Raw genomic sequence first — 25,951 nt, forward strand, 5'->3', positions numbered from 1 at the left:
CTTGAATGTTCGGTGTGGGTTGCATCGGATTCATTGGATTTATAAACCAGCTAAATGCTTGCGTCATTTTCACTACTTCGTTTTTGTTTGGATCTTTCCCATGCCTAATCTGCTGCCGTCATATCCGGCTCGCTGCCGTACTTTTCTGCACCAGTCCTGATGGGACAGGTACCAGCGCACGGTTTCTGCCAAGCCCTGCTCCACATCATGGCGAGGACTCCAGCCCAGCTCGGAACTGATGCGGTTTGGGTCAATCGCGTAGCGGCGGTCATGGCCCGGGCGGTCGCTGACCGGTGTAATCAAATTGGTGTGGGGAGCTGATGCGGGGCAGCTCTGATCCATCTGCGCACAAATGGCGTCGACGACCTCTTTGTTCGTGCGTTCCCCGTGGCCGCCCACGCAGTAACTGCGGCCGGATTCCCCTTTGCAAGCCGCCAGAAGCAGGGCATCGACGTGGTCTTCCACGTACAACCAGTCCCGCACATTCAGTCCATCGCCATAGAGGGGGATCGACTCGCCTCCGGCTGCTTTCAAGGTGACCACTGGAATCAGCTTTTCCGGGAACTGCCAGGGGCCGTAGTTGTTGGAGCAGTTGGTCAGCACCACAGGCAGGCCGAAGGTGTGGTGCCAGGCCTGAACCAGGTGATCGCTTGCCGCCTTGCTGGCGGAGTAGGGGCTGCGGGGGTCGTAGGGGGTAGTTTCTGAGAAGCGACCCTCGGCACCCAATGAGCCGAAGACTTCGTCGGTGCTGATGTGGTGCATCCGGAAGGCATCCCGGCGCTCACCACTCAAGCCCTCGTAGTGGCCCCGCACCGCCTGCAGCAGGTTGTAAGTGCCGGTGACATTGCTCTCAATGAACACGCCAGGCCCGGAGATGGATCGATCCACGTGGCTTTCAGCCGCCAGGTGCATCACCAGATCAGGCTCGGCCTCACGCACTGCAGCCTCAACAGCAGCTGCATCGGTTAGATCCACCTGCTGAAGCTTGTGTCGGTCTCTTGCCGCGTCGCCAAGTTCGCTGAGCACCTCATCAATCGATGCCAGGTCGCTGGCATAGCCCATCTTGTCCAGATTGAACACGGTCACCGTGCTCTCCCGCAGCAGCCTCCGGACTACGGCTCCTCCGATGAAGCCCGCACCTCCTGTGACAAGAACCCTACGGCGATCTCCCAGCAGTTCAGAGGCGGAAGGCATGGAGGAAACCATTGGTCAGAGTTGAGGTGGGGTGTTGTTATGAGGTGGGGGCTTGAACTCAGCTGCGCTTCATAGCGTTTTGGATTGCTGCAACACATTCTTCAGGGCTTTCTGCCAATACTCCCCTTCCAGTTGAAGGGCGGCTCTGGTGGCCGTGCAATCCAGGAGGGAATAGGCCGGACGCTCCGCTGGGGTTGGGTAGTCCGCTGTTGTGATCGGTTGAACCTCAGCTGGCGTGTCGATGAGCCCTAATTCAGCCCCGATCCGGCCCACCGCCACCGCTACGTCGTACCAGCTGGCAGCTCCGGCATCACTCCAGTGCATGACAACGGGAAGCTCCCTCTCGTTAGCCATCTGGAGGGTTCTCCAACAGGCCTGAGCCAGGGTCAGGGTGCTGGTGGGACAGCCCACCTGATCGGCCACAACGCCCAGCTGATCTCGCTCGCGGTGGAGGCGCAGCATGGTAAGTGCGAAGTTTTTGCCGACGGGCCCGATCACCCAGCTGGTGCGCAGGATCAGACCCCGTCCTCCTGTTCCGAAAACGTTTTGCACCGCCACTTCTCCGGCAGCTTTGCTAGCGCCATAAACCCCGAGAGGGTCGCGGGCCTGCATGGGTTGATAGGGCGTCCCCTGGGTTCCGTTGAAAACAAAGTCGGTGCTGATCTGGAGCAGGCGTCCCCCCTGTTGCTTCAGAGCATGGGCAAAGGCTTCGGGTGCTCCGGCATTCACGGCGTGGGCCAGCTCGGGTTCCGATTCGGCCTTGTCCACAGCTGTATATGCACCGGCGTTCAGAACCCAGTCGGGCTGGTGATGTTGCACCGCCGAAAGGCATGCCTCGGGGTCGGCCAGCTCGAGATCCTGACGGCTGGTGGCCACCAGGTCGAGCTCCTGGGGAGCGGAGGCGATCAGGGCCTGTCCAAGCTGTCCGCCAGCTCCGGTGAGCAGAACTTTCACGGAAACACAACTCCTGCTCTGGCTGCCGCTTGGAAGCTTGAGGCTTCTGCATCCTTGCCCGACAGGCTGACTTCCGCTCCCTCCAGTAGTTCGATCGGCCAGGCGATGGCGAGATCGGCGTCATTCCAGACGATGGCTCGCTCGCAGGATTTGTTCCAGAACCCCCGCGCCTTGTACTGCACTTCAGCAACGCTGCTGAGAGTTAGAAAGCCATGGGCGAAACCTTCGGGAATCCACAGCTGGGATTTGTTCTCGGCACTGAGCTCAGCGCCGACCCAGGACCCGAAGGTGGGCGAGCCGCGTCGGATGTCTACGGCGATGTCATAAATGGCTCCGACCGTGGCACGCACCAACTTGGCCTGGGGTTCTGGGGCAAGTTGGTAGTGCAGCCCCCGCAGCACACCTTGGATCGAGCGGGAATGGTTGTCTTGGGAAAACACCACTGTTTCGCCCACTGCCTCATCGAATGAGCGTCGGTTCCAGCTTTCAAAGAACCAGCCGCGGTCATCACCGAAGCATCTGGGGGTCATCAGCAGTGGACCCTCCATGGTCTGGCCAGTGCTGGTCTTGAGCTGTTCAAATTGCATGGCTCACCTCCAGGCTGGATTGAAGGGCAGTGTGATCGCTCACGCTCTCCTCGAGAATTTGAAGGAGATAGGAGCCGTAGCCACTCTTCTTGAGGGGCTGCGCCAGATGATTCAGCTGTTCCGTTGTGATCCAGCCCTGGCGCCAAGCCACCTCCTCCGGGCACCCCACCTTGAGCCCCTGACGGTGTTCCAGGGTGCGGATGTAGCTGCCGGCATCGTTGAGGGAGTCGCAGGTGCCGGTGTCGAGCCAGGCCATGCCACGGCCCATCAGCTCCACCCGTAGCAGCCCTTCATCCAGATACATCTGATTCAGATCGGTGATCTCCAGCTCCCCACGCGCTGAAGGCTTCACCTGGCGGGCCCGTCCCACGACGCTGTCGTCGTAGAAATACAACCCCGTAACGGCATAGCGGCTCTTGGGCTGTTTGGGCTTTTCCTCCAGGCTCAGCACACGGCCATCGGCATCGAACTCAGCCACGCCATAACGCTCGGGATCACTGACGGGGTAGGCAAACACCGTCGCCCCTTGGGCTTGCGCATTGCTGTTCACCAGCTGGGGCACCAGATCGTGCCCATGGAAGAGGTTGTCCCCCAGCACCAGCGCGGCGGGGTGGCCCGCCAGGAAGTCGGCACCAATCAGAAATGCCTGGGCCAAGCCGTCCGGGCTTGGTTGCACGGCGTACTCGATCGTCATGCCCCAGCGGCTGCCATCGCCGAGCAAGCGGTGAAATGCATCCCTGTCGTGGGGGGTGGTGATGATCAGAACCTCGCGGATCCCAGCCAGCATCAGGGTGCTGAGCGGGTAATAAATCATCGGCTTGTCGTAAACCGGCAGCAACTGTTTGCTGACGGCCTGGGTGATCGGATGCAGCCGCGTGCCGCTCCCGCCAGCCAGGATGATTCCTCGTCGCTCGGATGCGGTGCTCATCGGCTGGCTCACCGGCGTGAAGTCGGCGCCATTACAGCACGAGACCCCTTGCGATTACTCCCATTCAGTCGACGGCGCAGCCGTTCAAGCAGTCGCTGTAACCCTGGTTTCGGCCGTAGTTGGCGTTCAATGCTGGCCGCCAGCTGAGGGTTGCGTTGGCCGATCACCTCGGGCCAGGTGTCGACGGTTTGCCTGGTGGGGTTGTCGCGCAGCAGGCTCACCTTGAGGAAGGGGAAGCCACGTTGCTCAATCAAGTGCTTCCAGTCGTAGTGAAGAACATTGCCGTTGGCGTTGTGGGTGTAAAGGCTCTCCAGCCTTAGTCCTGCGGCACGCAGCTGCACTGGCAGTCCGACCTCGCACTGTTTGATCAGGTCCCGTTTGCGGGGCCAGATCTGCAACGTCTCCCAGAAGCGGGCAAAGGCTGGGCACTGCAGTGCTGCGGGTTTGTAAGCAGTGAAGGCAGACGACAGATGGGGTTCGTACATCAGATCGTCCGTCAGCCCAATTACATCTGCTGAACTGGCATTCAGGCGTTGGAACAGGTCGTCGAGGGGAGTGACCGGTCCCCAGAAGCTGTCGTTGGTGAGCACCAGGAAAGCCGCCTGTTCAATGTCCTGCCGATGCAGGGCTAGAGCTGCTTTCCAGCTGCCGAAGTCATACCCCTGGTTGCGTCGAATAACGATGGCCGCACAGCGTTGGCGCAGCCGATGCAGCGTTCTCGGGTGCCAGCGCAACCCGCTGGCCGATGACACAACAATCACATCGGCGAAGCGCCGGTACTCATCAATCAGTGGGAAGAGGTCGTCCCGAACCCGGTTGTTGCCTGAAAAATGCGCCAGCAGAACGATGGGTCGTTGGCGGCTGGGTTTGAAATTTGAATTCCTCCAGTGCATCAGCACGGCATCGGTAACCGGCCCTTTCGATCGCGGCGCTGTCTCCCTGGGTTGGTAGCGATTGCTGTGGGGGTGAATCCGCTGGCTGGTGAGGGGATCACCTGCGGCAAACAGCGCGGCGTGCTTGGCCCTCAGGTAACCGGATTCCCGTTGATGCCGGGCTAAGGCTGCACCTTCACGGTCTTTGCCGCGACTGATCGATTCGTGATGAACGATCTCCACGAATGGGGTCACGGCAACCGAACCACCGTTTTGCCTGAGGCGCAGACAGAGATCCACGTCGTTGAACACCACGGCGAGATTTTCATCGAATCCTTGGATCCGATCGAAATCGCTGCAGCGGAGCATCAGGCAAGCTCCTGTCGCTGCTGTGAACTCCTCTTGAACCAGCAGGGGGGTGAGCGTGGCCAGTAGAGGGGCACTGCCCAGGTGTTTACCGGGCTCCACCACGCAGCGCCGTTCACCTTTCACAAGTACGACTCCCTGATGCTGGATGCTCCCGTCGGGGTAGTGCAGCTTCGCTCCCACGGCAGTAGTGCCGCGAAATGCGAATGGGTCCAGCAGAGCCTGAAGCACCTCAGCTGAGCGGAATTCGATGTCGTTGTTCAACAGCAACAGATGGCTGCCACGGGCATGGCGTCGGCCAATGTTGTTGAGCCGTGAATAGTTAAACGGCTCGTCCACTCGCACCACGCAAACGTCGTCGAGCTGCGTCTGTTCATCGAGCCAGGCTTGGGTGGCTGGTTGGTCACTGCCGTTGTCGATCAGGATCAATTCGTAGGCAACAGCTCCTGCACAGCGGCGCAGTGAAGCGACACAGTTTTGGGTGAGGTCCACCCGGTCGCGAAATGGAATCAGAACCGAGACCAGCACTGTGGGTTCGGTGCGGAGCTGCAGTCGATGGCAGGCGCACAGCGCTGCAATGGGAATGAGCTGTCCGTCGGGCACGAGAAAGCTGGTGCTGTGCCGTTGCGTGATCGCCAGGATCTCAGCGCTGAGATCGGGGGGCCAGCAGCGGCGGTCCGCCGGCGAGGCCACGTCGGGCACGGTCGGGTTCGCCTGAATCGATCGCTGCAGTAACACCTCTGGACAGTGGGCGACGGCGTCCCCGCGTCGGCAAACCTGCAGCGAAAGATCCAGGAGCAGGGCGTGCAGCGAGCCGGTGGACGCCGGCATCGTCAGTTGTTGCAGCGTTGACCAGCGGATCGTCAACAGGCCGCCAAGGCATCCCCTGCAGAGCAGACGAAAAGGTGTAATTGCGGTTCTGTTCTGGCGGTTCCCCGCCGGAATGCCTGGGTCGTCGCTCCAGCGCAGCGTTTCATCACTGGTCAGCAAGACCGCTGCAGGGTGTTTCATCGCACACTGCGCCATGCGCAGGGCCGCCTGGGGATCCAGCTGATCACTGGCATGGCAGAAGCTGACCAGGGTTTCGCCATCGAGGATTGGCTCGCTCATCCAACAGGAAGGATCCTCTAGAGAGGCGTGGCGGATCTGGCCCCACCCCTGCCCTGGCTTGATGTGGTCGGCCTCGACCTCCGCTTGTGTTTGGTGGAGAACCACCAGCATCGAGGCCGCTGAGGGAATGGACTCGCTTGGTGCTGGGTCTGGAGCGGGGGGCTGGTACCGATCGAGATCCTTGCCAAGGGGCAGTCCTCGCTGGAAGCGTTGACGGCCGATGCCGGCCAGGTGCTCCAGAGCACTAAGGAAGCCCTGATGTGCCGCTGGTCTCAGCCCATCCCGGTAGGCCTGGAGGTGCACCGGCGGCAGATCAGCGAACAGGCTGCGCTTTCCCAGGGCGATCTCGCGCAGGCGACCGCTACTCAAGAGCTGCTTGGCGTCAGTGAGATCCCTGTGGGAAGACAGAAGGTCGATGGGATCTATCCCACTGTCTGCGGGGGACCACTGGGTTGCATCACGCAACAGGGAGACGGGCAGCAGAGACGGATCCAGCAGCTCCTGCGGTAGTTGGGGAAGGTGCTGGCTGAGCTGCTGTTGCCAGCGCTGGATCTCCTCTGCGCTGGCCAAGCCGGACTGCCAGCGCTGCCAGGCATTGGCATCAAGCGTGTTGTCCTTGCCGATTGAAGGCGCCACGCCCTGACCGTCGGAGCGTCCAGTCAAGCGGACGCGGCAAGGGCGTCGATCTGCTGATTGAGCAGGTCCCTGGCCTGGGCGGGTGTGGGGGCCCGCATCAGGTCATGACGCAGTCGCGATGCCCCTGGGAAGCCCGTGCAGGTCCAGCCCAAATGTTTTCTCGCGATCAACAGCCCATGGTCGCCGCGATCCTTCACAAGATCGTCCAATTGATCCCGGGCCAGCGCAAGCCGTGCTGTCGGGTTGGGCGTAGAGGGGATGGCACGACCGGTCAGCGCGGCATCGATCTGTCCCACCAGCCAGGGGGACCCCATGGTCCCTCTGCCCACCATCACGCCGGCTGCGCCGGTTTGATTCAGGCATCGCAGAGCATCCTCGGGAGTGCTGATGTCACCATTCGCGATCAGGGGGATCGTGAGGGCCTCACGGACGTAGGTGATGGCGCTCCAGTCGGCAGGGCCTTTGAAGCCCTGTTCGCGGGTGCGTCCATGCAGCGTGAGCAGTTGAGCTCCTGCACGTTCCAGTTGCTGGCACCACCGCACGGGATCAGCATCACCTCCGCACCATCCCAGGCGCGTCTTCACCGTGACGGGCAATGCCACGGCATCCGCCACCGCTTCCACGATCCGGATCGCCAGTTCGGGATCACGGATCAATCCGGAACCACCCCCCTTGCGAGCGATCTTCCGAACGGGACATCCCATGTTGATGTCGATCAGGAAGGCTCCACTGGCTTCGGCCCGCCGTGCCGCATCGGCCATGGCCTGGGGGCGATGGTCGAACAGCTGCACGCCGATGGGTCCGGACTCGTCGGCCAGTGACTCCACCTTGCAGCGCCCATGCCCCATTTCGAGGCTGGTGGCATTCACCATTTCGGTGAAGAGCAGGGCGTCAGGAGCCCATCGTCGAACCAGGCCACGAAACACCCGGTCGCTCACCCCCGCAAGCGGCGATTGCAGAACACGGCACCGCAGCTGACGTGCGATTCCATTGCCGGGAAGCTGCAGGGGGGATGAAGCAATCATGGGTCCATGCTGCACAACGCAATCGACATGCCCTGGCCGCTGAGTCGTTCGTTGCTCTTGCAGATCCTGGAGGACCGCTGCAGTGATCGCTTTGTCTGCGAAAGGGTTTGGGAACGCTTGGGATACCGGCCCAATGAACTCCAATGGTGCGCCGGTCCAGACACGCCAACGGATTGGGCGGATGCCTTCCCCTTGGCTCCCGAGTTGATCGCCGCGCGGCCGGCATCGGTTCGTTTGACCCGATCGATTCCCAAGGAATACAAGCAGCTGCTGAAGCAGCAGCTCAACTTTGCGGGCTACCGGATCGGTGAGCTTTTCCCCCGACGGACCCGTCGTGCCACGGCGGTGAACTGGCTCTTGGCCTGGCTGGCACAGCAAGGGGAGTCCCTGCCGGAACAGGGGCCTTTAGGGCCAGAGCTTCCGGCTCCAGTCGATCCGGTGCAGGGGCACCCCGGCGATCTGCCGGTGGGGTAATTCAGGCTTGAATAGTGATCGGCGTGCCCTTCGGTGTGTTGTGGAACAACCAGCGGGCGTGGGTCATGGGCATGCGCACACAGCCATGGCTGCGGGGGACGCCGAAGGGTTGCCCGGCGTTCTCCTGCCAGGGCGCTGCATGGAGGCAGATGGCCTCGTTGGCACTGACGCACATCGTGTATGGCACGCCCGGAACGGTGTAGGTGCGTCCGTACATCGTGGTGGAGCGGTACTTCGTGAAGACCTTGCTGTTGAAGGTCGGTGTTGGCGTTGAGGCCTTGCCGGTGCTGACGGGGATCACCCGGACGACTTCCTGTTGGCTGTTGTAAACCGTCAGGCGCTGGTCGGAGAGGTCGACCACAAGGCTGGCGACGAGCTCGAGCATGGCAAGGGAACACACTTCACCTGCTCTAGCTGTCTCAATTGAGACTCATTTGTCTCGCCCGGAAAGAATTTCGGTTCTGCTCGCGATCGGCACCAGGCTGCGCTGCAGAGGAGCTGGAGTTGGAGTCCCCAGCAGCGCGCGCCATTCCGGTGGCGGTTGGCGATTAATCCAGCAGTCCTGTCGTTGATAGAGCCAGTGCAGCAGGGCCTCGCGTTGCGCGAGGGATGGTTGTCTCCGCCACGCCAGCCAAAGCGCTACAAGACCCGTCAGCAGAAACCAGCCTTCCGCCCTTAGCAGAACCAGGCTGACAGTCGTGGAAAGGTTGCTCTCCAGGTTCAGGCTGGCGGTTTAGCGCCAGTGCAGGTAGCGGGGTGTCAGCAGGCTGATCAACAGGATCAGGCTGCGACGGGCCCACAGCGGTGATGCCTGTTCAGGACGTCGCGTCAGCAGTAGAGGCCAAGCAGGAGCAGCAGCTCATGGGCACTAAAGGCGTCTCTGTAGGGTGAATGATTGGCCTGAACAGACCCTTGGCGCGTCCCGTCGTCGCAATCATCGGACGCCCCAATGTCGGTAAGTCGACCCTTGTGAATCGGTTGTGCCGCAGCCGAGAAGCCATCGTTCACGATGAGCCCGGCGTGACGCGTGATCGCACCTATCAGGACGGCTATTGGGGAGATCGGGAATTCAAGGTCGTCGACACCGGTGGACTGGTGTTTGATGACGACAGTGAATTTCTGCCGGAAATCCGGGAGCAGGCGGCTCTTGCTCTCGAGGAAGCCAGTGTGGCCTTAGTAATCGTGGACGGTCAGCAGGGACTGACGGCCGCTGACGAATCCATCGCTGAATTTCTGCGCAGTCATCGCTGTCCCACGCTTCTCGCGGTCAACAAGTGTGAGTCGCCTGAACAGGGCCTGGCCATGGCCGGCGAATTCTGGAGTCTTGGGCTTGGTGAGCCCCATCCGATTTCGGCCATTCACGGGGCCGGAACCGGTGAACTCCTTGATCAGGTGCTCACATTTCTCCCGCCGAAGGATCAAGAGGGGGAGGAGGAGGAACCGATTCAGATGGCCATCATCGGCCGGCCGAATGTTGGGAAATCCAGTCTTCTGAATGCCATCTGTGGTGAGCAGAGGGCCATCGTCAGTCCGATTCGCGGCACAACGCGCGACACGATCGACACCAGCATTATCCGTGAGCAACGCCCCTGGCGTCTGGTGGACACAGCTGGCATCCGCCGGCGGCGCAGCGTCAACTATGGCCCGGAATTTTTCGGGATCAACCGAAGTTTTAAGGCGATCGAACGCAGCGATGTCTGCGTGCTGGTGATTGATGCCCTTGATGGCGTGACCGAGCAGGATCAGCGCCTGGCGGGTCGCATTGAGGAGGATGGACGAGCCTGTGTGGTGGTTGTCAACAAATGGGACGCCGTCGAGAAGGACAGCCACACCATGACGGCGATGGAAAAAGAGCTGCGCTCCAAGCTGTACTTCCTCGATTGGGCCCCGATGTTGTTCACATCGGCACTCACCGGCCAACGGGTGGACAGCATCTTTGCTCTGGCCGCCTTGGCGGTTGAACAGCACCGTCGCCGTGTCAGCACCTCCGTTGTGAATGAGGTGCTTAAGGAAGCACTCAGCTGGCGTAGTCCGCCCACCACCCGAGGGGGACGTCAGGGCAAGTTGTATTACGGCACGCAGGTCGCAAGTCGACCCCCCAGCTTCACTCTTTTCGTTAACGACCCCAAACTGTTCGGGGAGACCTACCGGCGCTATGTCGAGCGCCAGATCCGCGAGGGCCTCGGCTTCGATGGAAGTCCGTTGCGTCTGTTCTGGCGCGGCAAGCAACAGCGCGACGCTGAACGCGATCTGGCCCGACAACAGAGCCGTAAGGGCTGAGTCATGGACTGGTTACGCCAGGTCCCGATGGGCCAATACGTCGATGGCTCCAGTGGTTGGCTTAGGCGGTTGGACCCTCGACTGAAGCTGGCCTGGTCCCTCGTCTTTCTGCTCACACCTGTTTTGGCCGGGCCCTTGTGGCGCGTCGCTCTTGTGGTTGCTCTGGTGGTGATCACCCTGGCCAGTGGTCTGGCCCGGTCGCTGTGGTGGCGGTCCGTTCTTCTGCTGACGGCGTTGGCGCTTGTGGTAGGCCTGTTATCGATGCTGTTGCCGGCTGTTGATCCCCCTGCGGCTTTTCCCCTTCGTAATCCGGTCGAGCTTCCTGGGCTAGAGACGGAAGGACCCTCCTGGGATCTGCTGCGCCTTGGACCCCTGCAGTTGGGTGGTCTCAAGCTGGGTCCTCTGGTGGTGGACCGTGCCTCTGCAGTGCTGGGGCTGCGGACGTCGACCTTGATCTTCACGGTGATTCACAGCGTCAATTTGATGTTGATCACAACCCCTCCGGAGGATCTGGTCTGGGCTCTCAGTTGGTGTCTGACTCCTTTGAAGTGGCTGGGGTGTCCTGTGGAGCGGCTGGGGTTTCAACTGTTGTTGGCCCTTCGGTTTCTGCCTCTCGTTCAGGAAGAGCTCCAGAATCTGCTGCGATCTCTTGCCAGTCGTGCCGTCAATCTGCGCCAGCTGGGTTTCAAGGCCGGCTTCGGCTTGGTGCTGGCCGTGGGAGAGAGGCTGTTGGCCAACATCCTTCTAAGAGCTGAGCAGGGAGCGGATGCACTGGTGGCCCGCGGTGGTCGGATTCTTGGTCCTTCGTATTTCCGCATGCCTCCTGAACGTCCTGCTCACCTGCTGAATGGCCTGGCGATGACATTGCTCTTGTTGGTGATCGGGCTCCGGGGTCAGTACGGTGCTCTATGACCTCTGATCACGGCTGATCACGGCATGGCGTCCGAGCGATATCTGAATCACCCAACCTTCGGGATGCTCTATCGGGTAGCTCCGGCTGGTGAGGGTCGTGACGTTTACGCCACGCTGTATGCCCAGAGAATGTTCTTCCTGGTCACCTTGCAGCCCCGTGGCGCCCAGTTCGAAGTGATCCCCTACGGCGACGCACGTCACCACGCTGAGGTTCATCTGGGCCGGTGCCGGCGGGACCGGTCAGAGGACCTGGCCTCCTGGACTCAGCTGTTCGATCAGACGTTCATCTGAACTCTTGACGGATTCATTCGCTGCGCGTTGGCAGGCGCTCCAAGTTGACCGCCCCTCCTCCGCCAGGCTTCTGGCGGTTAGCAAGGGCCACCCGGCATCGGCCGTCCGTTCCGTGGCAGAGCTCGGTCAGTTTGATTTCGGGGAAAGCCGTGTTCAGGAGGCGCTGCCTAAGCAGAAGGAGCTGATCGATCTGCAGCTGCGCTGGCATTTCATCGGCCGCCTCCAGAGCAACAAAGTGCGGCCCGTGGTGAAGGCCTTCGATTTCATCCACTCCGTCGATTCTTTGCTGCTCGCTGAACGGGTGTCGCGCATTGCTTTGGAGGAGGCCCGGCAGCCCGATGTGATGCTTCAGGTAAAACTGCGCCCAGATCCCAGTAAAGGGGGGCTGTCTGCCGATGAACTCTGCGCTATCTGGTCAAACCTGCAAGCTCTGCCGGGGCTGCGGATCTCGGGACTGATGACCATGGCGCCATTCGACATGGCCGCGAAGCAGCGCAAAGAGTTGTTTTCCGAGTGCCGTTCCCTGGCGGATCGGTTCAACTTGGCGGAGTGTTCGATGGGGATGAGCACCGACTGGAAAGAGGCTGCGGAAGCGGGCAGCACCTGGCTCAGGGTTGGCTCGGCACTGTTCGGCCCGAGATTGGTGTCAACAGACTCTGCGAATTGACTTGCCCCGCAGCGGCGAAAACGGTATCCAGGGACATGGTTTTCGAACCACATTCAGACCGAGAGGAATCCCAAGGTGTCGCTGATCTCCCGTCTCCGTGCTGTCGTCGCTGGCGATGACTATCTCGATGGCGAATTGGATGATTTCGCCTACGACGACGAGCAAGACGACCAGGACCAGCGCGCCATGCAGGCTGATGGTGGTGCACTGGCAACCATTGGTGACACCAACCCATTTGACCTCGGTGGTGACTTGCCTGGATCCAATGTGATCGGGATGCCGGGCATCAGCACTGCGTCTGCTGAGGTGAATGTGATGGAACCTCGCAGCTTCGATGAAATGCCTCGGGCCATCCAGGCCCTGCGAGAACGCAAGACGGTCATTCTCAACCTCACGATGATGGAGCCCGATCAGGCGCAGCGTGCCGTTGACTTCGTCGCTGGTGGAACCTTCGCGATCGATGGTCATCAGGAGCGCGTCGGAGAGAGTATCTTCCTGTTCGCCCCAAGTTGCGTCACCGTCACCAACACGGGCCAGGACGAGGCCTCGTCCCCCACCGTGGTGAGCCGAGAGGCCGATGTGGCAGATGCTGGGGAATCCTCCAGCGCTCCTTCGCCCGCTTGGGGAGCCGCTGCTCTCTGAATTCTCCTGTGCAGCCCGCTTTCGGTGTGATCGGCCTGGGCCGCATGGCTCAGGCCCTTGTGCTTCCCCTTCTGGAGAGTGGTCGGATTCCGGCTCACCAGCTGTTGGCCGTTGTTGGGGGGAGCGGCTCCTTGGAGCAACGCCGCTTGGAGATGCCGGCTGGCATCGGGCTGGTTGCTGCTGACGATCCTTCAGCTCCCAAGGTTTGGACCGCACCGGTCCAGTTGCTTGCGGTGAAGCCGCAGCAACTGGATTCCGTTGCAGCAGCAGCTCCACCCGTCACGGATCAGCCGCTGCTCATTTCTGTTTTGGCGGGAGTGTCTCTGGCTCGCTTGCAGCATCTGTTTCCTGGCCACTGCTGTGTGAGGGCGGTGCCCAATACCCCTGCGCTGGTGGGAGCCGGTTTGACGGCTTTGGCCTGGGGTGAAGGGATCGCTCCAGCGCAACGGGATCAGGTGCAGCAGCTATTCGCCGATGTGGGCGAAGTGCTTGAGCTGGCTGAAGCCAAGCTTGATGCTTTCTTGGCGTTGACTTCCTCGGGTCCAGCCTTTGTGGCTTTGGTGGCTGAGGCCATGGCTGATGGAGCGGTGGCTGCCGGTCTTCCAAGGGATCTGGCGTTGCGGCTGAGCCACCGAACCCTGGCTGGAACGGCTGAACTGCTGGATCGTCGCGATCTGCACCCTGCCCAGCTCAAGGACATGGTGACTTCACCGGCGGGAACGACGATTGCTGGCGTTCGTGCCTTGGAACGTATCGGTCTGCGCTCCGCCTTGATCGAAGCTGTCATCGCAGCCGCGGAACGCAGTCGGGAGCTGGCTTAGGGCAACACGTCAGGCCATCCCTGACGAATGAGCAGTAGTGAGAAGTAGGGGCGCGGTTCGGCATCAACGGCATCCGCTGAACAGATGCGTTGTTCCGGCCAACCGACTCGCTCGGCGAACAGTGCTTGATGCAGCAGCGAGCGTTGCTTCAGCAGGGGTTGCACCCAACTCCAGCGTCGCCCCAGTTTCAGCAGGGCGAGCACCTGCCCTGTGGTGGCGGCGGTGTCCAGAACCACCCCCAGCTCTTCAGGTGTGTCAGGGCAGGGGCGCACCAGCAATTGATCCTGCTGCAGGGCGAGGGGCCAGAGGCCGGCAGCGGCCGCGGCGGAGCACGAGGTGATACCGGGAATCACCGTGACGGGACAGTCGGGCCACTCCTGGAGAATGGCCAGCAGGACATAGCTGCAGCTCGCAAACAGAGACGCATCGCCTTCACACAGCAGCGCAACTCGCTGGCCAGAACGGACGATGTTTTGCAGCTGTTGCGCCGCCGTCTCCCAGGCGGCTCGACGTGGCTCGGCGGCCTCCACCATTGGGAACAACAGCGGCAGGCACTGATGGTCGCTGCGGATCCAATCGGTGGCGATGCGGGCGGCCATGCTGTCGGCTCCCGGTCGCCCGACCGGGTAGGCCACCACCTCCGCTTGGCGGATGGCCTCAACGGCGGCGAGGGTCAGCAGAGATGGATCGCCCGGGCCGACTCCCACCAGCGTGAGACCCCCAGTCATGGTGGGATCGATGATGGTCAGCAGTCGATGCGCCCGGGGTCCAGACGATGAGTCGTCTCAGCATCTTTCCAGACGAAACAGCACAAAATGCCCCGAATGGGCTTCTACCCCAGCTGGAGAGCGGTGATCCAGCGGTGATTCAGGCGGAACTTCAGCGCCGGGGCATCGGTTTTGAGCAATGGCCCGCCGATCAGCCCCTTCCTGAGGGTGCTGATCAAGCCTCCATCCTTGATGTTTATGCCGCAGCTATTGCCCGGGTTCAGCGCGATGGCGGCTACGCCACGGTCGATGCGATTCGGATGACCCCGGATCACCCCGATCGCGAGACCCTGCGTTGCAAGTTTCTTGAGGAGCACACCCATGCCGAAGACGAGGTGCGCTTTTTTGTGGAAGGGTGCGGCTTGTTTGTGTTGCACATCGGTTTTGAGGTGCTCAGCGTGCTCTGTGAACAGGGCGATTTGATTCGTGTTCCGGCAGGGACCCGCCATTGGTTTGATATGGGCCAGCGCCCCCGGTTCTGTGCCGTGCGTTGGTTCAATAATCCTGAGGGATGGGTGGCTCAGTACAGCGGCAGCACCATCGCCCAGCGTTTTCCCAGGCTTGACTGAGTGAGCTCTCCAGGCAGGTTGATGCACTTCCCCCGATATCTCTCTGGGCTGCTTTTGGGTCTGCCCCTGGCGTCAGTGATGGCTGTTGCCGGAGTGATAGCTGTTGCTGCAGAGGATGCTCCCCTGGCACCCGAGGTTCAACGGCGGGTCGCCGTGGTGGTGCTGGCCCGCAGGATTCGAAGTTATGCCGCCATGGCCAAGGCCAGCAGCGACTGCCTCGTGGAGAAGGGACGTCTTCGGCGCAGCCAAGCCAACCAAGCGCTGGTCAATACGCTGGAGGAGCTGGGTATCAGCCGGGGTGTGCTGACCAACCCCCTGGTGGAGGCCGTGAGCCCACGCCTTCAGCTCTTGCTGGATGACAGCTGTGCCTTGGATCCCAAGAGGGAGGCTGAAGCGCTGCAGCTCGCTAGAAACGAACTCTGAGCTCTTCTCGTGGCGGGTCTCAGAAGGGGACGGTGAGACGGCTGGCTTTTATTTCCTCAGCGAATAAAAACCGCCCATAGGGTTCCGGCCTCCTTGCCTGGCTGCTGTGGTCGTTCGATCTTGTCTCGCCTTGAATCTGCTGGTGCTTTTATCGGCGCCCTGCTCTGCGGCTGAGATGGATCTGGCCTCTGCATCCACTTCCTCGTCCACGCCCCCATCCACTGGTGAGTCGGTTCTGGTGATGTACCGCACCATGCGATCGCTCTCACACACTCGCGATCCCATCTGGAGTCTTCGTCTGGAAACCCCTGGCGAGCCTGTGAAGCACTTTGATGCCGTTAGTGGTCGAGCTCACCGACAGAACGCCGATCGTCATCGGTCCGGCACCCGTGCGCCGCTTCCTGCCGGTCGTTACAGCCTCGGGCCGGTGGAAGCCCTGGGGCCCGCTGATCCGAGCGAGCTCGGGCCGATCTGGATCGGGATTGAACCGGAGTTCCCAACAGGGCGAGGACATTTGGGCATTCATCTCGATCCCAGCGCCAACCGCAATGCCAACAGCGGCACCCTGGGTTGTGTGGGGCTGATTCGCTGGAAGGATATGGAGGTCCTGGCGGGCCTTGTGCAGCGCCGTAACGTCCGAACATTGGTGGTTAGCGAGTGAATGTTCTCGAATTGGGGCTTCAGTTGGGGTGGCTGGTTGGACAACCGACGCGGTGAGTGGTGGCTGCTGGCCCAGCTGCTGCTGATCACGGCCCATCTGCTCCCTGTCTGGCCTCCTCCGGCCAGCTTCGGTGTACTGATCTGGCCCTTGCCCTTGTTTGGGATTGGCTTGTTCTTGTTGGCTTTGGGTCTCTTCCGAGCCATCCAGGCCCTTCACTCTCTTGGGGCCAGCCTCTCGCCGCTGCCGGCGCCCAAGCTGTCGAATCAATTGATTGCTACTGGGGCTTACACCATCTGTCGGCATCCTCTGTACCGGGCCCTGTTGCTTTGTTCAGCAGGTGTTGTGCTGGCCACCGGCAGCTTGCTGCATCTGTTGCTCTTGTTCAGTTTGGCGGTGGTGCTGCGGGGTAAAGCCCGCTTTGAGGAGGAGGGTTTAAGGGCGGTGCATCCGAATTACCCCCAGTACGCCGCTGTCACTCCGGCCATTGTTGGCTGGATGCCGGGTCTCGACTGGCGCTGATCGTCAGGTTCAGGCGGCGACTGAGCTGGTCAGCATCAGATCTGCATAAAGCTGTTCGAGGGCGTCGATGTTGCGTGAAATGGTGTAGCGCTCCAATGCGCGGACACGGGCTTTCCGGCCCAGTTCCGCCGTCAGCACCGGCTGGTCTCTGATCACTGGGAGCAGGGTGCGCAACTGGGTGGTGACGCCTTGGGTGCTCAGCACGATCCCCGCTCCTTGCTCCAAGACCTCGCCATCGGCACCAGCATCGGTGGCAACGCAGGCTGTTCCGGTGGCCATCGCCTCTAGCAGGGCCAGCGACAGGCCTTCGACAAGGCTCGGGAGGATGAAGACCTCAGCGCACTGGAGCAGGGCAACCCGGGTGTCCTGGTTCGGCTCATGGCCCCACCAGAGAATCCGGTCGTCGTTGAACTGGTTCATCAAGCTGTTGCGAAGCGGTCCGTCGCCGACGATCACCAGTCGACACCCCTCTGGTGAGACAAGACGCCAGGCTCGCAGCAGGGCCTCGACGTTCTTCTCCGTCGCCAATCGCCCCATATAAAGCACGATTCGTTCTCGGCCCAGCCGCTGCCGAACCTGTTGATGCATCAGCGAAAGGGTTCCTGGGGCTGTTGGGCACCAGCGGTCGGTGTCAACACCATTGGGAATCACTGTCAGACGATCTGCTGGAACACCGAGGCGCTCCAGGAAATCCGCCTGAAGCTGCGAGAACACGATGACCCTGTCGTAACGGGCCAGAGCCGGTGCATACAGCTGGTAGGTGAGCTGCTGGGTTCCCGCCGTCAGGTTGCGCAGGCCCGCATCAAAGGGAGGATGAAAGGTGGCGACGAGGGGGACGCCCAGCTGCTGACAAAGCTCCGGCAGCCGGAAATCCAGAGGCGAAAGGGTGAGGCTGGCGTGAACCAGATCAGGCTGTAGCCGTTCGAGTGATTCCCTCAGCTCCCTTTGTGCTCCAGGGGAGGGGATCGTGTAAACCTGCGATTTGACCAGATAGGGCAGGCTGACGTCAGGGTCGTTGGCCAGTAGTGACGTGTTGTCGCGCTCAGGGCTGCGCGGGTTGTCGAAATGGATGAAGTGCACCTGATGCCCGCGACGCCGCAGCGCTTCGGTGGTGCTGATCCCGTAGGACACATTCCCGCAGAAGGGAGACTTCTTGCCGAGCCAGGCAATCTGCGCCAAGCGGGTTAGGCCTCTTCATGCGAACCGGCAAGTTAGCAGCGTTGCCACGGTCGTTCGATCAAAGCCGCAACCAGTGCCAATCCAGCCAGCAGCCACAGCACTGGTTGCAGGCCAATGCTGCTCACCAGGGTCCCTGCCAGAACGAGCGGCAGACTCAGGGCAATGTTGATCAGGTTGTTCTGGAGTCCAAACACTCTTCCCCGCTCTGTTTCGGGGGTTTCCTCCTGAATGGTGGTCTGAGCGGGAATCGCTACCAGAGCTGCTCCAATTCCGAGAATGCCGCAGAGGCTCAGGGTGAAGATCAGGGAGCCCTGAAGTTGGCTGAGCAGCACCAACGTCCAGGTGATGGTTCCCAGGCCTGTCGCTGTGAGTCGACGTCGGCTGAACCGATGTCCCAGTTGGGCGATCACGACGGCTCCGATCGCCATTCCCAGCCCACTCATGGCCAGGAGTGCGCCAAACCCCGAGGGGCCCAGGTTGTCGATCAGGGCAGCGAGCTGAAGCGCGAGCACGTAGAGCGCCGCCAACAGGCTGTAGAGCAGCACCAGATGAATCATGGCGCCCCGCACGGAGGGAACCCGTCGCAGCACCTGCAGCCCTTCACCGATCTCTGTCCACACCGACGTGTTGGAGGCGGGTTTGGGGGCTTCTTGAAGTTTCAGGCGCGACAGGCTGAGGGCGGCGAGGCCGTAACAAAGAGGAAGCAACAGAAACTCGCCGCCATCGATGCCGAGGGACGCCAGGCTGCTATGAAGCGCGCGAAGAATCGGTTCCCCTAAGGCGAAGCCCAAGATCGTGGCTCCCATGCTGGTGGCTTGATAGAGGGAGTTGGCGGCCAAGAGGTGTTCCCCAGGCACCACGACAGGAATGGTGGCCTGTTCAGAGGGGGCGAAAAACTGGGTCAGGATCGACTCAAGGAAGGTCATTCCCACCAGCCCCCAGTAGCCCCAGGGAAGCCCGAGCCAAATGGGCCCAGAAAGGAGACAGATTGGTGCGAACACCACGAGAAGGGCTCTCAGGGCATTGCTGGCCACCATCACCCGACGCTTGGGCCAGCGGTCAGCCCAGACGCCAGCCACCGTCCCCAGCACCATGGCGGGGATGGTGTTGGCCACAAAGATGCCTGTGGCAAGCAGGGTGATCACCTGGGTGCGTGTGCTGATGTCCAGGCCGTAATCCGATGCCATCTCCACCAGCACGCCACTGCCCTGCCCCTTCAGCAGCAAGTGCTGATCGATCAGAAAGACCATCAACACGATGTAGAACTTGTCCGCCAGTTGGGAAAAGATCTGGCCCAGCCACAGCTTGCGGAAATCGTTCAGTCGAAGCACGGCTTCCAACCCGCGTTTCCCTTCGGGATTGCTGCCGGTGGGCAGAGCGGGTTCAGGCGTTGACAGGCTGGGTCCGCTCAAGGGGTAACTGCATCGCGGCCATGATGGCTCACGCACCTGCCAGCAGCGTCTCCCGCAGCATGGCCAGGGCTTTGCTCGGGCGGTTGAGATGCGTCCGGCTCCAGATGTCGACCACCCTCAGCAGGCGACGCCACACGGCCGGGGGACCCATCAGGTTTCCGTCACGGCGTCGGGGCAGGTCGGCACGGGTCAGTCGCTGCAGCAGCGCTAGTTCGGAGGGATTCAGCTGGATAGCCGCCCCAGGCTGCTCGTCGATGGCAAAGCCGTCCTGCGGCAGCAAGCTGCAGCGCCAGTCCCACTGACCCAGTGGTGGTTCCAGGGGATTGCCCGTTATGCAGCAGGTTTGCAATGGCAATCCATAACCGCCCAGGGTGAGCAGATGGATGCAGGCCTGGACCGTGCCGGCCAGCACCAGCTCTGGATCGGCTCGGTGCTCTTCGAGACGTTCCAGGTGCAGTTGCATCGTGGCGAGTAAGCCCTCCACGGGGTCCTGCGCCGCCAGCTGAAGGCACAAATCACAGAGAGCCTGCGCCGCAGCCAGGGTTTCTAGCCGTTGTCCGAGACCGGAGAAACTCCGCAGCACCCGCAATTGACGCACTCGCGCAAGGCCACTGCGTCCGCCCACTTGGAGTTCCAACAGAGTGAGGGGTGCAGCGGCAGCCAGACTGCTTTTGGGCCGGCGCGCTCCTGGAACGGCGAAGCGGCTGACACCTTCATCATCACTGAGCAGGCTCAGCAGGCGGTCATGCTCGCCCAGGGGGCCCACCTTGAGGGCGAGTCCTGTCAGACGTCGTTCTGCCATTCAGGCAGCGGGGCGGCGTTGGGCCTGGAGCAGAGCAGGGGCGCTGCTGGTGCCCAGTAGATCGGCCCCTGCCAACAACAGTTCACCCACATGGCTGAGGCTGTGAATACCACCGGCGGCTTTGATCGCGCAGCGTTTGCGGCTTAGCTGCTTCAACTGACGGATCTGATCGGGATGACACGCCGGACCAAAGCCGTTTCCGGTCTGTAGGCCAGCAGCGCCTGCATCAATAGCTGCCTCCACGGCCAGCTCCAGTTGTTCCGTTTCAAGACGTGCCATGTCCAGGATGGTCCGCACAGGAAGCCCCAGGTCGCAGAGAGCCGAGAGCTCTTCGGCAAATGCTCCTGAATCGCCGTTTGCCAAGGCAAGGAAGTCTGGAACGACATCGAGCTCCTGGGCGCCATGGGCGGCGCACCACTCCGCTTCCGCCAGCTTGAGATTGGCGGGAATAGCACCGAACGGGAAGCCAATGGCGGCCACCAGGCGAGGGCCCGAGTCGGTGCCGCCGAGTCGCTCCCGCAGCAGCGGCAACTGCCGCGGAGTGGTGCAGATGGCACGCACGCCCTCCTGCACCCCGGAGTCAGAAAGGGCTTGGAGTTGGTCTCGGGTCAGCAACGGGTCCAGGATCGCCTGATCAAGCCTTGGCGGCAGGTCGGGGAGCTCTTGGGCTGGATCAGCCATGGCGGGCCAAGCGGTCAGTCACGAGCCTGAATCACGCCATATCCTCCATGGTTGCGTCGATAGATCACCTGCAGTTGGTCACTGTCCTTCTCGCGGAAGAGATAGAAGTCGTGGTCAATGAGATCCAACTGGCGACGAGCGTCGTCCAGGCTCATCGGTGGCATGGCGAAATATTTCCGTCGGACACCCGGATCAGGCAGTTCCGCCTTTCGCCCCTGCAACAGGGAGTCCTCAACCGGGATGTCGTTGTTGACGACATCCGTGCTGGGGGTGTGGCTGGCGCTGTGGCCATGGCTGTGGTGGTGATCGCTGTGGCGTTCCTTCCAGCGGCGCAGCTGGCGGGCGAGTTTGCCAGCGGCCAGATCGATGCTGGCGTAGAGGTTTTCACTCCGTTCCTGGGCCCGGATCACGGTCCCGTTGGCGAAGACCGTCACTTCGGCGGTCTGCTGCGGGACGCGGGGGTTGCGGGCTACCGAGAGATGGACGTCCGCTTCCCGCACAGCACCTTCAAAGTGCGCTGTGGCCCGCTCCAGTTTGGTTTGGGTGTAGTCCCGCAATGCAGGCGTGATCTCGAGGTTGCGACCATGGATCAGCAACTTCATGCCTCGCTCCTGTGCAGGTTGTCATCGGCAAGCTAGATACGGCGCACGATTCGGCCCACCCCCAGCGTGCATTTCTTTTCGAGCCCGATCATCCGGTTCGGTTCGATGCGGCTTGGTCAGCGCAACAGCGCTGGCAGAGCAGCCTTTTGGCTGACTCGTTGGCGCCCGAGGCGGTCTGGATCCTTCAGCATCAGCCCTGCTACACCCTCGGCCGCGGCGCGAATGAGGAGCACCTGCATTTTGACCCTGTCGATCCACCCGCACCCCTTTACCGGATTGATCGGGGCGGTGAGGTCACCCATCACCTCCCCGGTCAGTTGGTGGCCTATCCGGTGTTGGACCTTCGGCGGCGCACTCCCGACTTGCACTGGTATTTGCGCCAGCTGGAGCAGGTCGTGCTGGATGTTCTGTCGGAGGTGGGCTTGGAGGGTCAGCGTTTGCCGGGATTGACAGGCCTCTGGTTAGACAACCGCAAAGTCGCCGCCATCGGTGTTGGCTGTCGCCGCTGGATCACCCAGCACGGCCTGGCCCTAAACGTGGATTGCGCGATGCAGGGGTTTGAGCAGGTCACCCCCTGTGGTCTCACCGGTCGTGCTGTGGGAAGGCTGGCGGACTGGTTGCCGGGGCTGACGCTGGCTGATGTGCAGCCGCTGCTGCGACAGGCCCTGGCCCATCGCTTCGGTCTGGTCTGGGAGGACGAAGCGAGATAGACCTGAGCTGTTTGAACCCCTGCATCGGATGACGGCCAGCTGGAGCCCGACAGCCCGCGAGATGGATGCTCTGCATCGTCATGCCCATGTTCAGGCGTTGCCAAGGGTTGATGCGGTTTGGCCCTGGCTCGCTGACCGCCATGGGGGCATTGCTGCGGTGGATGCGCCCCATGCGGCTCATCCCGAACGCTTCAATTTCGGCGAACTGGCTGAGCGCATCGCCACCGCCGCCGCTGCATTTCGGCGCCATGGCGTCAAAGAAGGGGATGTGGTGGCTCTCTTTGCTGAGAACAGCCCCCGCTGGCTCGTGGCCGATCAAGGCCTGATGCGTTCCGGCGCCGCTGATGCTGTGCGCGGGGCCTCTGCCCCAGTGGAGGAGCTGCGTTACATCCTTCTCGATTGCCAGGCGACAGCCCTGGTTGTTCAGAACGCAGACGTGTGGCGTCGTCTGGACCTTCCCCCAGAACAACGGGCTCTGTTGCGCTTTGTGCTTCAGCTGGAAGGGGAGCCAGCCGAGGGGACTATCGGCTGGGAAATGTTCCTGTCGTCGGGGGCTGGATGTGATCCCGTTCGCCCGGCTGGGGGGCGAGAGGCCGTCGCGACTGTTTTGTACACCTCCGGGACGACCGGGCAGCCCAAGGGGGTCCCATTGACCCACGCCAACCTGCTGCATCAGATGAGCTCACTGGCCTGCGTGGCCTATCCCGAGCCCGGTGCTCCGGTGCTGAGTGTGCTGCCCATCTGGCATGCCTACGAGCGCAGCGCCAGCTACTACTTTTTCTCCTGCGGTTGTACGCAGACCTACACAACCATCAAACAACTGAAGAAGGATCTGCCGCGGGTCAGGCCGATTGCGATGGCCACCGTCCCCCGGCTGTGGGAGGCAGTTCAAGCCGGATTTGAGGATGTGCTCAAGACCTTCCCTTCGTCCCGACAGCGCTTGCTTCGGGCAGCGTTGGCCAACAGTGCTGCCCAGCGCGACGCCATGCGAACGGCTCGCAACCTCCTGCTCGATCCGGTTTCAGCCTCCGGACGGTTGCGTGCCTTCGGTTCTGCTGCACTGCGCTGGCCCCTGCATGCTCTGGCTTCGGCTCTGATCTGGCCCAAGCTGCGGCGGCAGCTCAGCGGTGGCCAGCTCGCCTATCCGATCAGCGGTGGCGGTGCCATTGCTCCTCACATCGATGCGTTCTTTGAAGCGGTGGGGATTGAACTGTTGGTGGGCTACGGCCTTACAGAAACCAGCCCTGTGGTGAGCTGCAGGAGACCCTGGCGCAACATTCGCGGCAGTTCGGGGCTACCCATGCCACAGACCGAATTCCGGATTGTGGATCTCGACAACGGTCAGCCTTTGGGCTTCCGGCAACGGGGTCGGGTGATGGTGCGGGGTCCCCAGGTGATGGCGGGTTATCTCGGAAAGCCCGAGGCCAGCGCCAAGGTTCTCGATGAACAGGGGTGGTTTGACACCGGTGATCTGGGCATGCTCCTGCCGGATGGTTCCGTGGCACTCACTGGCCGGGCCAAGGACACCATTGTGTTGAGCAGTGGCGAGAACATCGAGCCAGGCCCATTGGAAGAGGCCTTGGTGGCCAGCCCCCTCATCGAGCAGGTGATGCTGGTAGGTCAGGACGAACGCCAGCTCGGTGGCTTGATCGTTCCCCGTGCGGAGGCGATCGTGGCCTGGGCGGCTGAAGCCGGCTTGAGGGTGGCTCAAGATCTGGGCGGCCAGCCTGGAGACCCGGCCCTGCTCAAACTCTTGATGCGCGAATGCAACAGGTTGCTGAAGCAGAGGGCTGGATCCCGGGGTGATGAGCGCTTGACCGGGGTGGTGCTGGTGAGTCTCTTCAGCATCGAGAACGGACTTTTGACCCAGACCCTGAAGCAGCGTCGTGATCGCATTACCAGCCGTGATCAGCACTTGATCGATGCGGTCTACGGACGTTGAACGCGGCTTAAGACGCTTGTGAGGCGGTCGGTTTACCGGTAATTGACCACACGCGGAAGTGCTGACACGCTTTGGCCGTCTCCCAAGATTCCATGTCCGACGGCACCTCCTTGACGATCAAGCGTCCGATCACCGTTCGCGCCGTGGTGACGCCCACCTGGAAAGAGGAAGCAGAGCGCGAGCTCAGCAGCGGTATTGCAACTGCCGACCAGCAGCTGGCGCAGCTGGAACAGGAGGGTCAGGACGTCGTGGATCAGGTGCGTCGTCAGAGCGCCAATCCCCTGGATCCGCGTGTGCAGGATCAGGTGGCGCAGATTCAACAACAGGTGGCGGCCAAGCGTGCCGAACTTGAGGAGCAGAAGCGCAACTTGCTTCAGCAGCAGGCCCAGGTCCGTGAACTGGACATGGATCAGATCGTTGAGCAGGGGCAGCTCGAGAGCACATGTGAGCTCAAGGTCGGCGACAACCTGGTTCAGAAGATGCAGGTGGCCATCGTTGTCAAGGACGGCGTAGTTCAGTCGATCGAGGAGGCCTGATCGGCTTCCTTCTGCTGACTCGTAAACTCCCCTGATCTGCCCCTTCGGAGACGGTTTTGGCAACCACAGACATCTTCATGCCTGCCCTCAGCTCCACCATGACGGAGGGGAAGATCGTGGAATGGCTGAAACAGCCCGGCGACAAGGTGGCTCGAGGTGAGTCCGTCCTTGTCGTTGAGTCCGACAAAGCAGATATGGACGTTGAGTCGTTTCAGGACGGTTATCTTGCCGCCGTCTTGATGCCGGCCGGCAGCACCGCACCGGTGGGCGAAACCATCGGTCTGATTGTCGAAACCGAAGCCGAGATTGCTGACGCGCAGGCCAAGGCTCCCAGCGCCCCTGCGGCTGCACCAGCCCCTGCACCGGCTCCCACACCAGCTGCGGTTCAGGCTTCAGCTCCGACTCCTGCGCCTGCTCCAGCCTCAGCACCTATCGCCGCTCCTGCTCCGTCGGCGCCGGTTGTGAACGATGGCCGCATCGTGGCGAGCCCCCGGGCCAAAAAGCTTGCGTCCCAGATGGGCGTGGATTTGGCCACGGTGCGTGGCAGCGGGCCCCATGGCCGGATTCAGGCGGAAGACGTTGAACAAGCCTCTGGACAGCCCATCTCTGTCCCCCGTGTGGCGGAGGGTTCCGCTCCTGCGGCTACGGGTCAGCCTGCGTCTGCATCCTCGGCCCCTGCTGCGCCCGCTGGAAACAGCTTTGGTCGGCCCGGCGAGACCGTGGCCTTCAACACCCTGCAGGGTGCGGTGAACAAAAACATGGAGGCGAGCCTGGCGGTTCCCTGCTTCCGCGTCGGCTACGCCATCACCACCGACAAGCTGGATGCCTTCTATAAACAGGTGAAGCCGAAGGGCGTCACGATGACGGCGTTGCTTGCCAAGGCGGTGGCCGTCACCTTGGCGCGTCACCCTCAGGTGAATGCCGCCACGACCGCGGCTGGAATGGCCTATCCCGCTGATGTCAACGTCGCCGTGGCTGTCGCGATGGAAGATGGTGGCTTGATCACACCTGTGCTGCGCAACGCTGATCGCACCGACCTCTATGAGATGTCGCGTCAGTGGGGCGATCTGGTCAAGCGCTCCCGCAGCAAGCAGTTGCAGCCCGAGGAATATTCCACGGGAACCTTCACCCTCTCCAATCTCGGCATGTTCGGGGTTGATCGCTTCGACGCGATCCTTCCCCCAGGCACGGGAGCCATCCTTGCTGTTGCCGCCTCACGTCCTACGGTGGTGGCGGGCAAAGACGGGTCCATCGCCGTCAAGCGTCAGATGCAGGTCAACCTGACGGCGGATCACCGGGTGATTTACGGCGCCGATGGCGCTGCATTCCTGAAGGATCTCGCTGAACTGATCGAGACGCGTCCGGAGAGCTTGGCGCTCTGATCGGTCG

28 protein-coding genes are annotated in these 25,951 nt (G+C 61.8%); 15 read left to right on the top strand and 13 right to left on the bottom strand.

Annotation, left to right across the window (positions count from 1 at the left end):
* Positions 1-72: 72 nt before the first annotated feature.
* The 6 genes from rfbB to dusB are packed head-to-tail and all read right to left on the bottom strand — an operon-like array spanning position 73 to position 7,672.
* Positions 73-1,206: a dTDP-glucose 4,6-dehydratase gene (gene rfbB, locus FZZ88_RS04665; protein WP_166018013.1), complete on the bottom strand. Its 1,134-nt coding sequence runs from the start codon at positions 1,204-1,206 to the stop codon at positions 73-75.
* 57 nt (positions 1,207-1,263) lie between these two features.
* On the bottom strand, positions 1,264-2,148 hold the full coding sequence (rfbD, locus tag FZZ88_RS04670; RefSeq protein ID WP_166018015.1) for a dTDP-4-dehydrorhamnose reductase: 885 nt from the start codon (positions 2,146-2,148) through the stop codon (positions 1,264-1,266).
* Positions 2,145-2,735 (bottom strand): dTDP-4-dehydrorhamnose 3,5-epimerase, encoded by a 591-nt coding sequence (gene rfbC / locus FZZ88_RS04675; protein WP_166018017.1) that lies wholly within the window; start codon positions 2,733-2,735, stop codon positions 2,145-2,147. The genes rfbD and rfbC overlap by 4 nt, the downstream gene beginning before the upstream one ends.
* The gene (rfbA, locus tag FZZ88_RS04680; RefSeq protein ID WP_166018019.1) at positions 2,725-3,663 is read right to left on the bottom strand and encodes a glucose-1-phosphate thymidylyltransferase RfbA; all 939 of its coding nucleotides are present in this window, start codon (positions 3,661-3,663) and stop codon (positions 2,725-2,727) included. Before rfbA ends, rfbC begins: the two co-directional genes overlap by 11 nt.
* Before the next feature lie 8 nt (positions 3,664-3,671).
* A complete protein-coding gene (locus FZZ88_RS04685; RefSeq protein WP_166018021.1) occupies positions 3,672-6,674 on the bottom strand; it encodes a rhamnan synthesis F family protein in 3,003 nt (1,000 codons plus the stop codon).
* A complete protein-coding gene (gene dusB / locus FZZ88_RS04690) occupies positions 6,671-7,672 on the bottom strand; it encodes a tRNA dihydrouridine synthase DusB (protein WP_166018023.1) in 1,002 nt (333 codons plus the stop codon). The genes FZZ88_RS04685 and dusB overlap by 4 nt, the downstream gene beginning before the upstream one ends.
* Before the next feature lie 6 nt (positions 7,673-7,678).
* On the opposite strand from dusB, the gene FZZ88_RS04695 reads away from it, so the two are divergent.
* Entirely contained in the window at positions 7,679-8,146 is a 468-nt protein-coding gene (locus tag FZZ88_RS04695) for a DUF1823 family protein (protein ID WP_166018025.1), read from the top strand.
* A 1-nt stretch (position 8,147) separates the two neighbouring features.
* Here FZZ88_RS04695 and FZZ88_RS04700 read toward each other — a convergent pair whose 3' ends face one another.
* Entirely contained in the window at positions 8,148-8,531 is a 384-nt protein-coding gene (locus FZZ88_RS04700; RefSeq protein WP_115022181.1) for a L,D-transpeptidase, read from the bottom strand.
* A gap of 527 nt (positions 8,532-9,058) precedes the next feature.
* On the opposite strand from FZZ88_RS04700, the gene der reads away from it, so the two are divergent.
* The 6 genes from der to proC all read left to right on the top strand — a co-directional run bounded on the left by der (position 9,059) and on the right by proC (position 13,759).
* Positions 9,059-10,426, top strand: a complete 1,368-nt coding sequence (der, locus tag FZZ88_RS04710) for a ribosome biogenesis GTPase Der (protein WP_115022600.1) — start codon at positions 9,059-9,061, stop codon at positions 10,424-10,426.
* A 3-nt stretch (positions 10,427-10,429) separates the two neighbouring features.
* The gene (locus FZZ88_RS04715; RefSeq protein WP_166018027.1) at positions 10,430-11,338 is read left to right on the top strand and encodes an energy-coupling factor transporter transmembrane protein EcfT; all 909 of its coding nucleotides are present in this window, start codon (positions 10,430-10,432) and stop codon (positions 11,336-11,338) included.
* A gap of 24 nt (positions 11,339-11,362) precedes the next feature.
* Complete coding sequence (locus FZZ88_RS04720; RefSeq protein WP_166018029.1) at positions 11,363-11,629, top strand: PipX family protein; 267 nt, start codon at positions 11,363-11,365, stop codon at positions 11,627-11,629.
* A 4-nt stretch (positions 11,630-11,633) separates the two neighbouring features.
* Positions 11,634-12,296 (top strand): YggS family pyridoxal phosphate-dependent enzyme, encoded by a 663-nt coding sequence (locus FZZ88_RS04725; protein ID WP_166018032.1) that lies wholly within the window; start codon positions 11,634-11,636, stop codon positions 12,294-12,296.
* A gap of 75 nt (positions 12,297-12,371) precedes the next feature.
* Positions 12,372-12,938, top strand: a complete 567-nt coding sequence (locus tag FZZ88_RS04730; RefSeq protein ID WP_166018034.1) for a cell division protein SepF — start codon at positions 12,372-12,374, stop codon at positions 12,936-12,938.
* Between the two features lie 44 nt (positions 12,939-12,982).
* Positions 12,983-13,759 carry a pyrroline-5-carboxylate reductase gene (gene proC / locus FZZ88_RS04735; protein ID WP_206339291.1) on the top strand — a complete coding sequence of 259 codons (777 nt, stop codon included), beginning with the start codon at positions 12,983-12,985 and terminating at the stop codon, positions 13,757-13,759.
* Here the strand turns inward: proC and cobI are convergent.
* Complete coding sequence (gene cobI / locus FZZ88_RS04740; protein WP_206339253.1) at positions 13,756-14,487, bottom strand: precorrin-2 C(20)-methyltransferase; 732 nt, start codon at positions 14,485-14,487, stop codon at positions 13,756-13,758. The genes proC and cobI overlap by 4 nt on opposite strands.
* A 47-nt stretch (positions 14,488-14,534) precedes the next feature.
* On the opposite strand from cobI, the gene FZZ88_RS04745 reads away from it, so the two are divergent.
* The 4 genes from FZZ88_RS04745 (at position 14,535) to FZZ88_RS04760 (ending at position 16,698) form a co-directional block, all read left to right on the top strand.
* Complete coding sequence (locus FZZ88_RS04745; RefSeq protein ID WP_166018038.1) at positions 14,535-15,095, top strand: acireductone dioxygenase; 561 nt, start codon at positions 14,535-14,537, stop codon at positions 15,093-15,095.
* Between the two features lie 78 nt (positions 15,096-15,173).
* Entirely contained in the window at positions 15,174-15,518 is a 345-nt protein-coding gene (locus FZZ88_RS04750; protein WP_230332833.1) for a hypothetical protein, read from the top strand.
* Positions 15,519-15,693: 175 nt separating this feature from the next.
* The gene (locus FZZ88_RS04755; RefSeq protein WP_166018113.1) at positions 15,694-16,179 is read left to right on the top strand and encodes a L,D-transpeptidase; all 486 of its coding nucleotides are present in this window, start codon (positions 15,694-15,696) and stop codon (positions 16,177-16,179) included.
* Entirely contained in the window at positions 16,180-16,698 is a 519-nt protein-coding gene (locus tag FZZ88_RS04760; RefSeq protein WP_166018042.1) for an isoprenylcysteine carboxylmethyltransferase family protein, read from the top strand.
* Positions 16,699-16,707: 9 nt separating this feature from the next.
* On the opposite strand, the gene FZZ88_RS04765 is transcribed toward FZZ88_RS04760, so the two are convergent.
* The 5 genes from FZZ88_RS04765 to hpf are packed head-to-tail and all read right to left on the bottom strand — an operon-like array spanning position 16,708 to position 21,374.
* Positions 16,708-17,877 (bottom strand): glycosyltransferase family 4 protein, encoded by a 1,170-nt coding sequence (locus FZZ88_RS04765; RefSeq protein WP_166018043.1) that lies wholly within the window; start codon positions 17,875-17,877, stop codon positions 16,708-16,710.
* A gap of 32 nt (positions 17,878-17,909) precedes the next feature.
* Positions 17,910-19,289 carry an MFS transporter gene (locus FZZ88_RS04770; protein ID WP_166018045.1) on the bottom strand — a complete coding sequence of 460 codons (1,380 nt, stop codon included), beginning with the start codon at positions 19,287-19,289 and terminating at the stop codon, positions 17,910-17,912.
* 28 nt (positions 19,290-19,317) lie between these two features.
* Entirely contained in the window at positions 19,318-20,091 is a 774-nt protein-coding gene (gene recO, locus FZZ88_RS04775) for a DNA repair protein RecO (protein WP_166018047.1), read from the bottom strand.
* A complete protein-coding gene (locus tag FZZ88_RS04780) occupies positions 20,092-20,772 on the bottom strand; it encodes a 2-deoxyribose-5-phosphate aldolase (protein ID WP_166018049.1) in 681 nt (226 codons plus the stop codon).
* 14 nt (positions 20,773-20,786) lie between these two features.
* Positions 20,787-21,374: a ribosome hibernation-promoting factor, HPF/YfiA family gene (hpf, locus tag FZZ88_RS04785; protein WP_166018052.1), complete on the bottom strand. Its 588-nt coding sequence runs from the start codon at positions 21,372-21,374 to the stop codon at positions 20,787-20,789.
* An 11-nt stretch (positions 21,375-21,385) separates the two neighbouring features.
* Here hpf and lipB point away from each other — a divergent pair, with 11 nt between their 5' ends.
* The 4 genes from lipB (at position 21,386) to FZZ88_RS04805 (ending at position 25,944) form a co-directional block, all read left to right on the top strand.
* Complete coding sequence (gene lipB, locus FZZ88_RS04790; RefSeq protein WP_166018054.1) at positions 21,386-22,084, top strand: lipoyl(octanoyl) transferase LipB; 699 nt, start codon at positions 21,386-21,388, stop codon at positions 22,082-22,084.
* Between the two features lie 28 nt (positions 22,085-22,112).
* Positions 22,113-24,026, top strand: coding sequence for an AMP-binding protein (locus tag FZZ88_RS04795; RefSeq protein ID WP_166018056.1), 1,914 nt, complete (start codon positions 22,113-22,115; stop codon positions 24,024-24,026).
* 92 nt (positions 24,027-24,118) lie between these two features.
* Positions 24,119-24,562: a YlqD family protein gene (locus FZZ88_RS04800; protein ID WP_115022154.1), complete on the top strand. Its 444-nt coding sequence runs from the start codon at positions 24,119-24,121 to the stop codon at positions 24,560-24,562.
* A gap of 56 nt (positions 24,563-24,618) precedes the next feature.
* Positions 24,619-25,944: a dihydrolipoamide acetyltransferase family protein gene (locus FZZ88_RS04805; protein ID WP_166018058.1), complete on the top strand. Its 1,326-nt coding sequence runs from the start codon at positions 24,619-24,621 to the stop codon at positions 25,942-25,944.
* The last annotated feature ends 7 nt before the right edge of the window (positions 25,945-25,951 follow it).

The organism is Synechococcus sp. PH41509, from assembly GCF_020514285.1.
In the GTDB taxonomy this organism is placed as follows: domain Bacteria; phylum Cyanobacteriota; class Cyanobacteriia; order PCC-6307; family Cyanobiaceae; genus Parasynechococcus.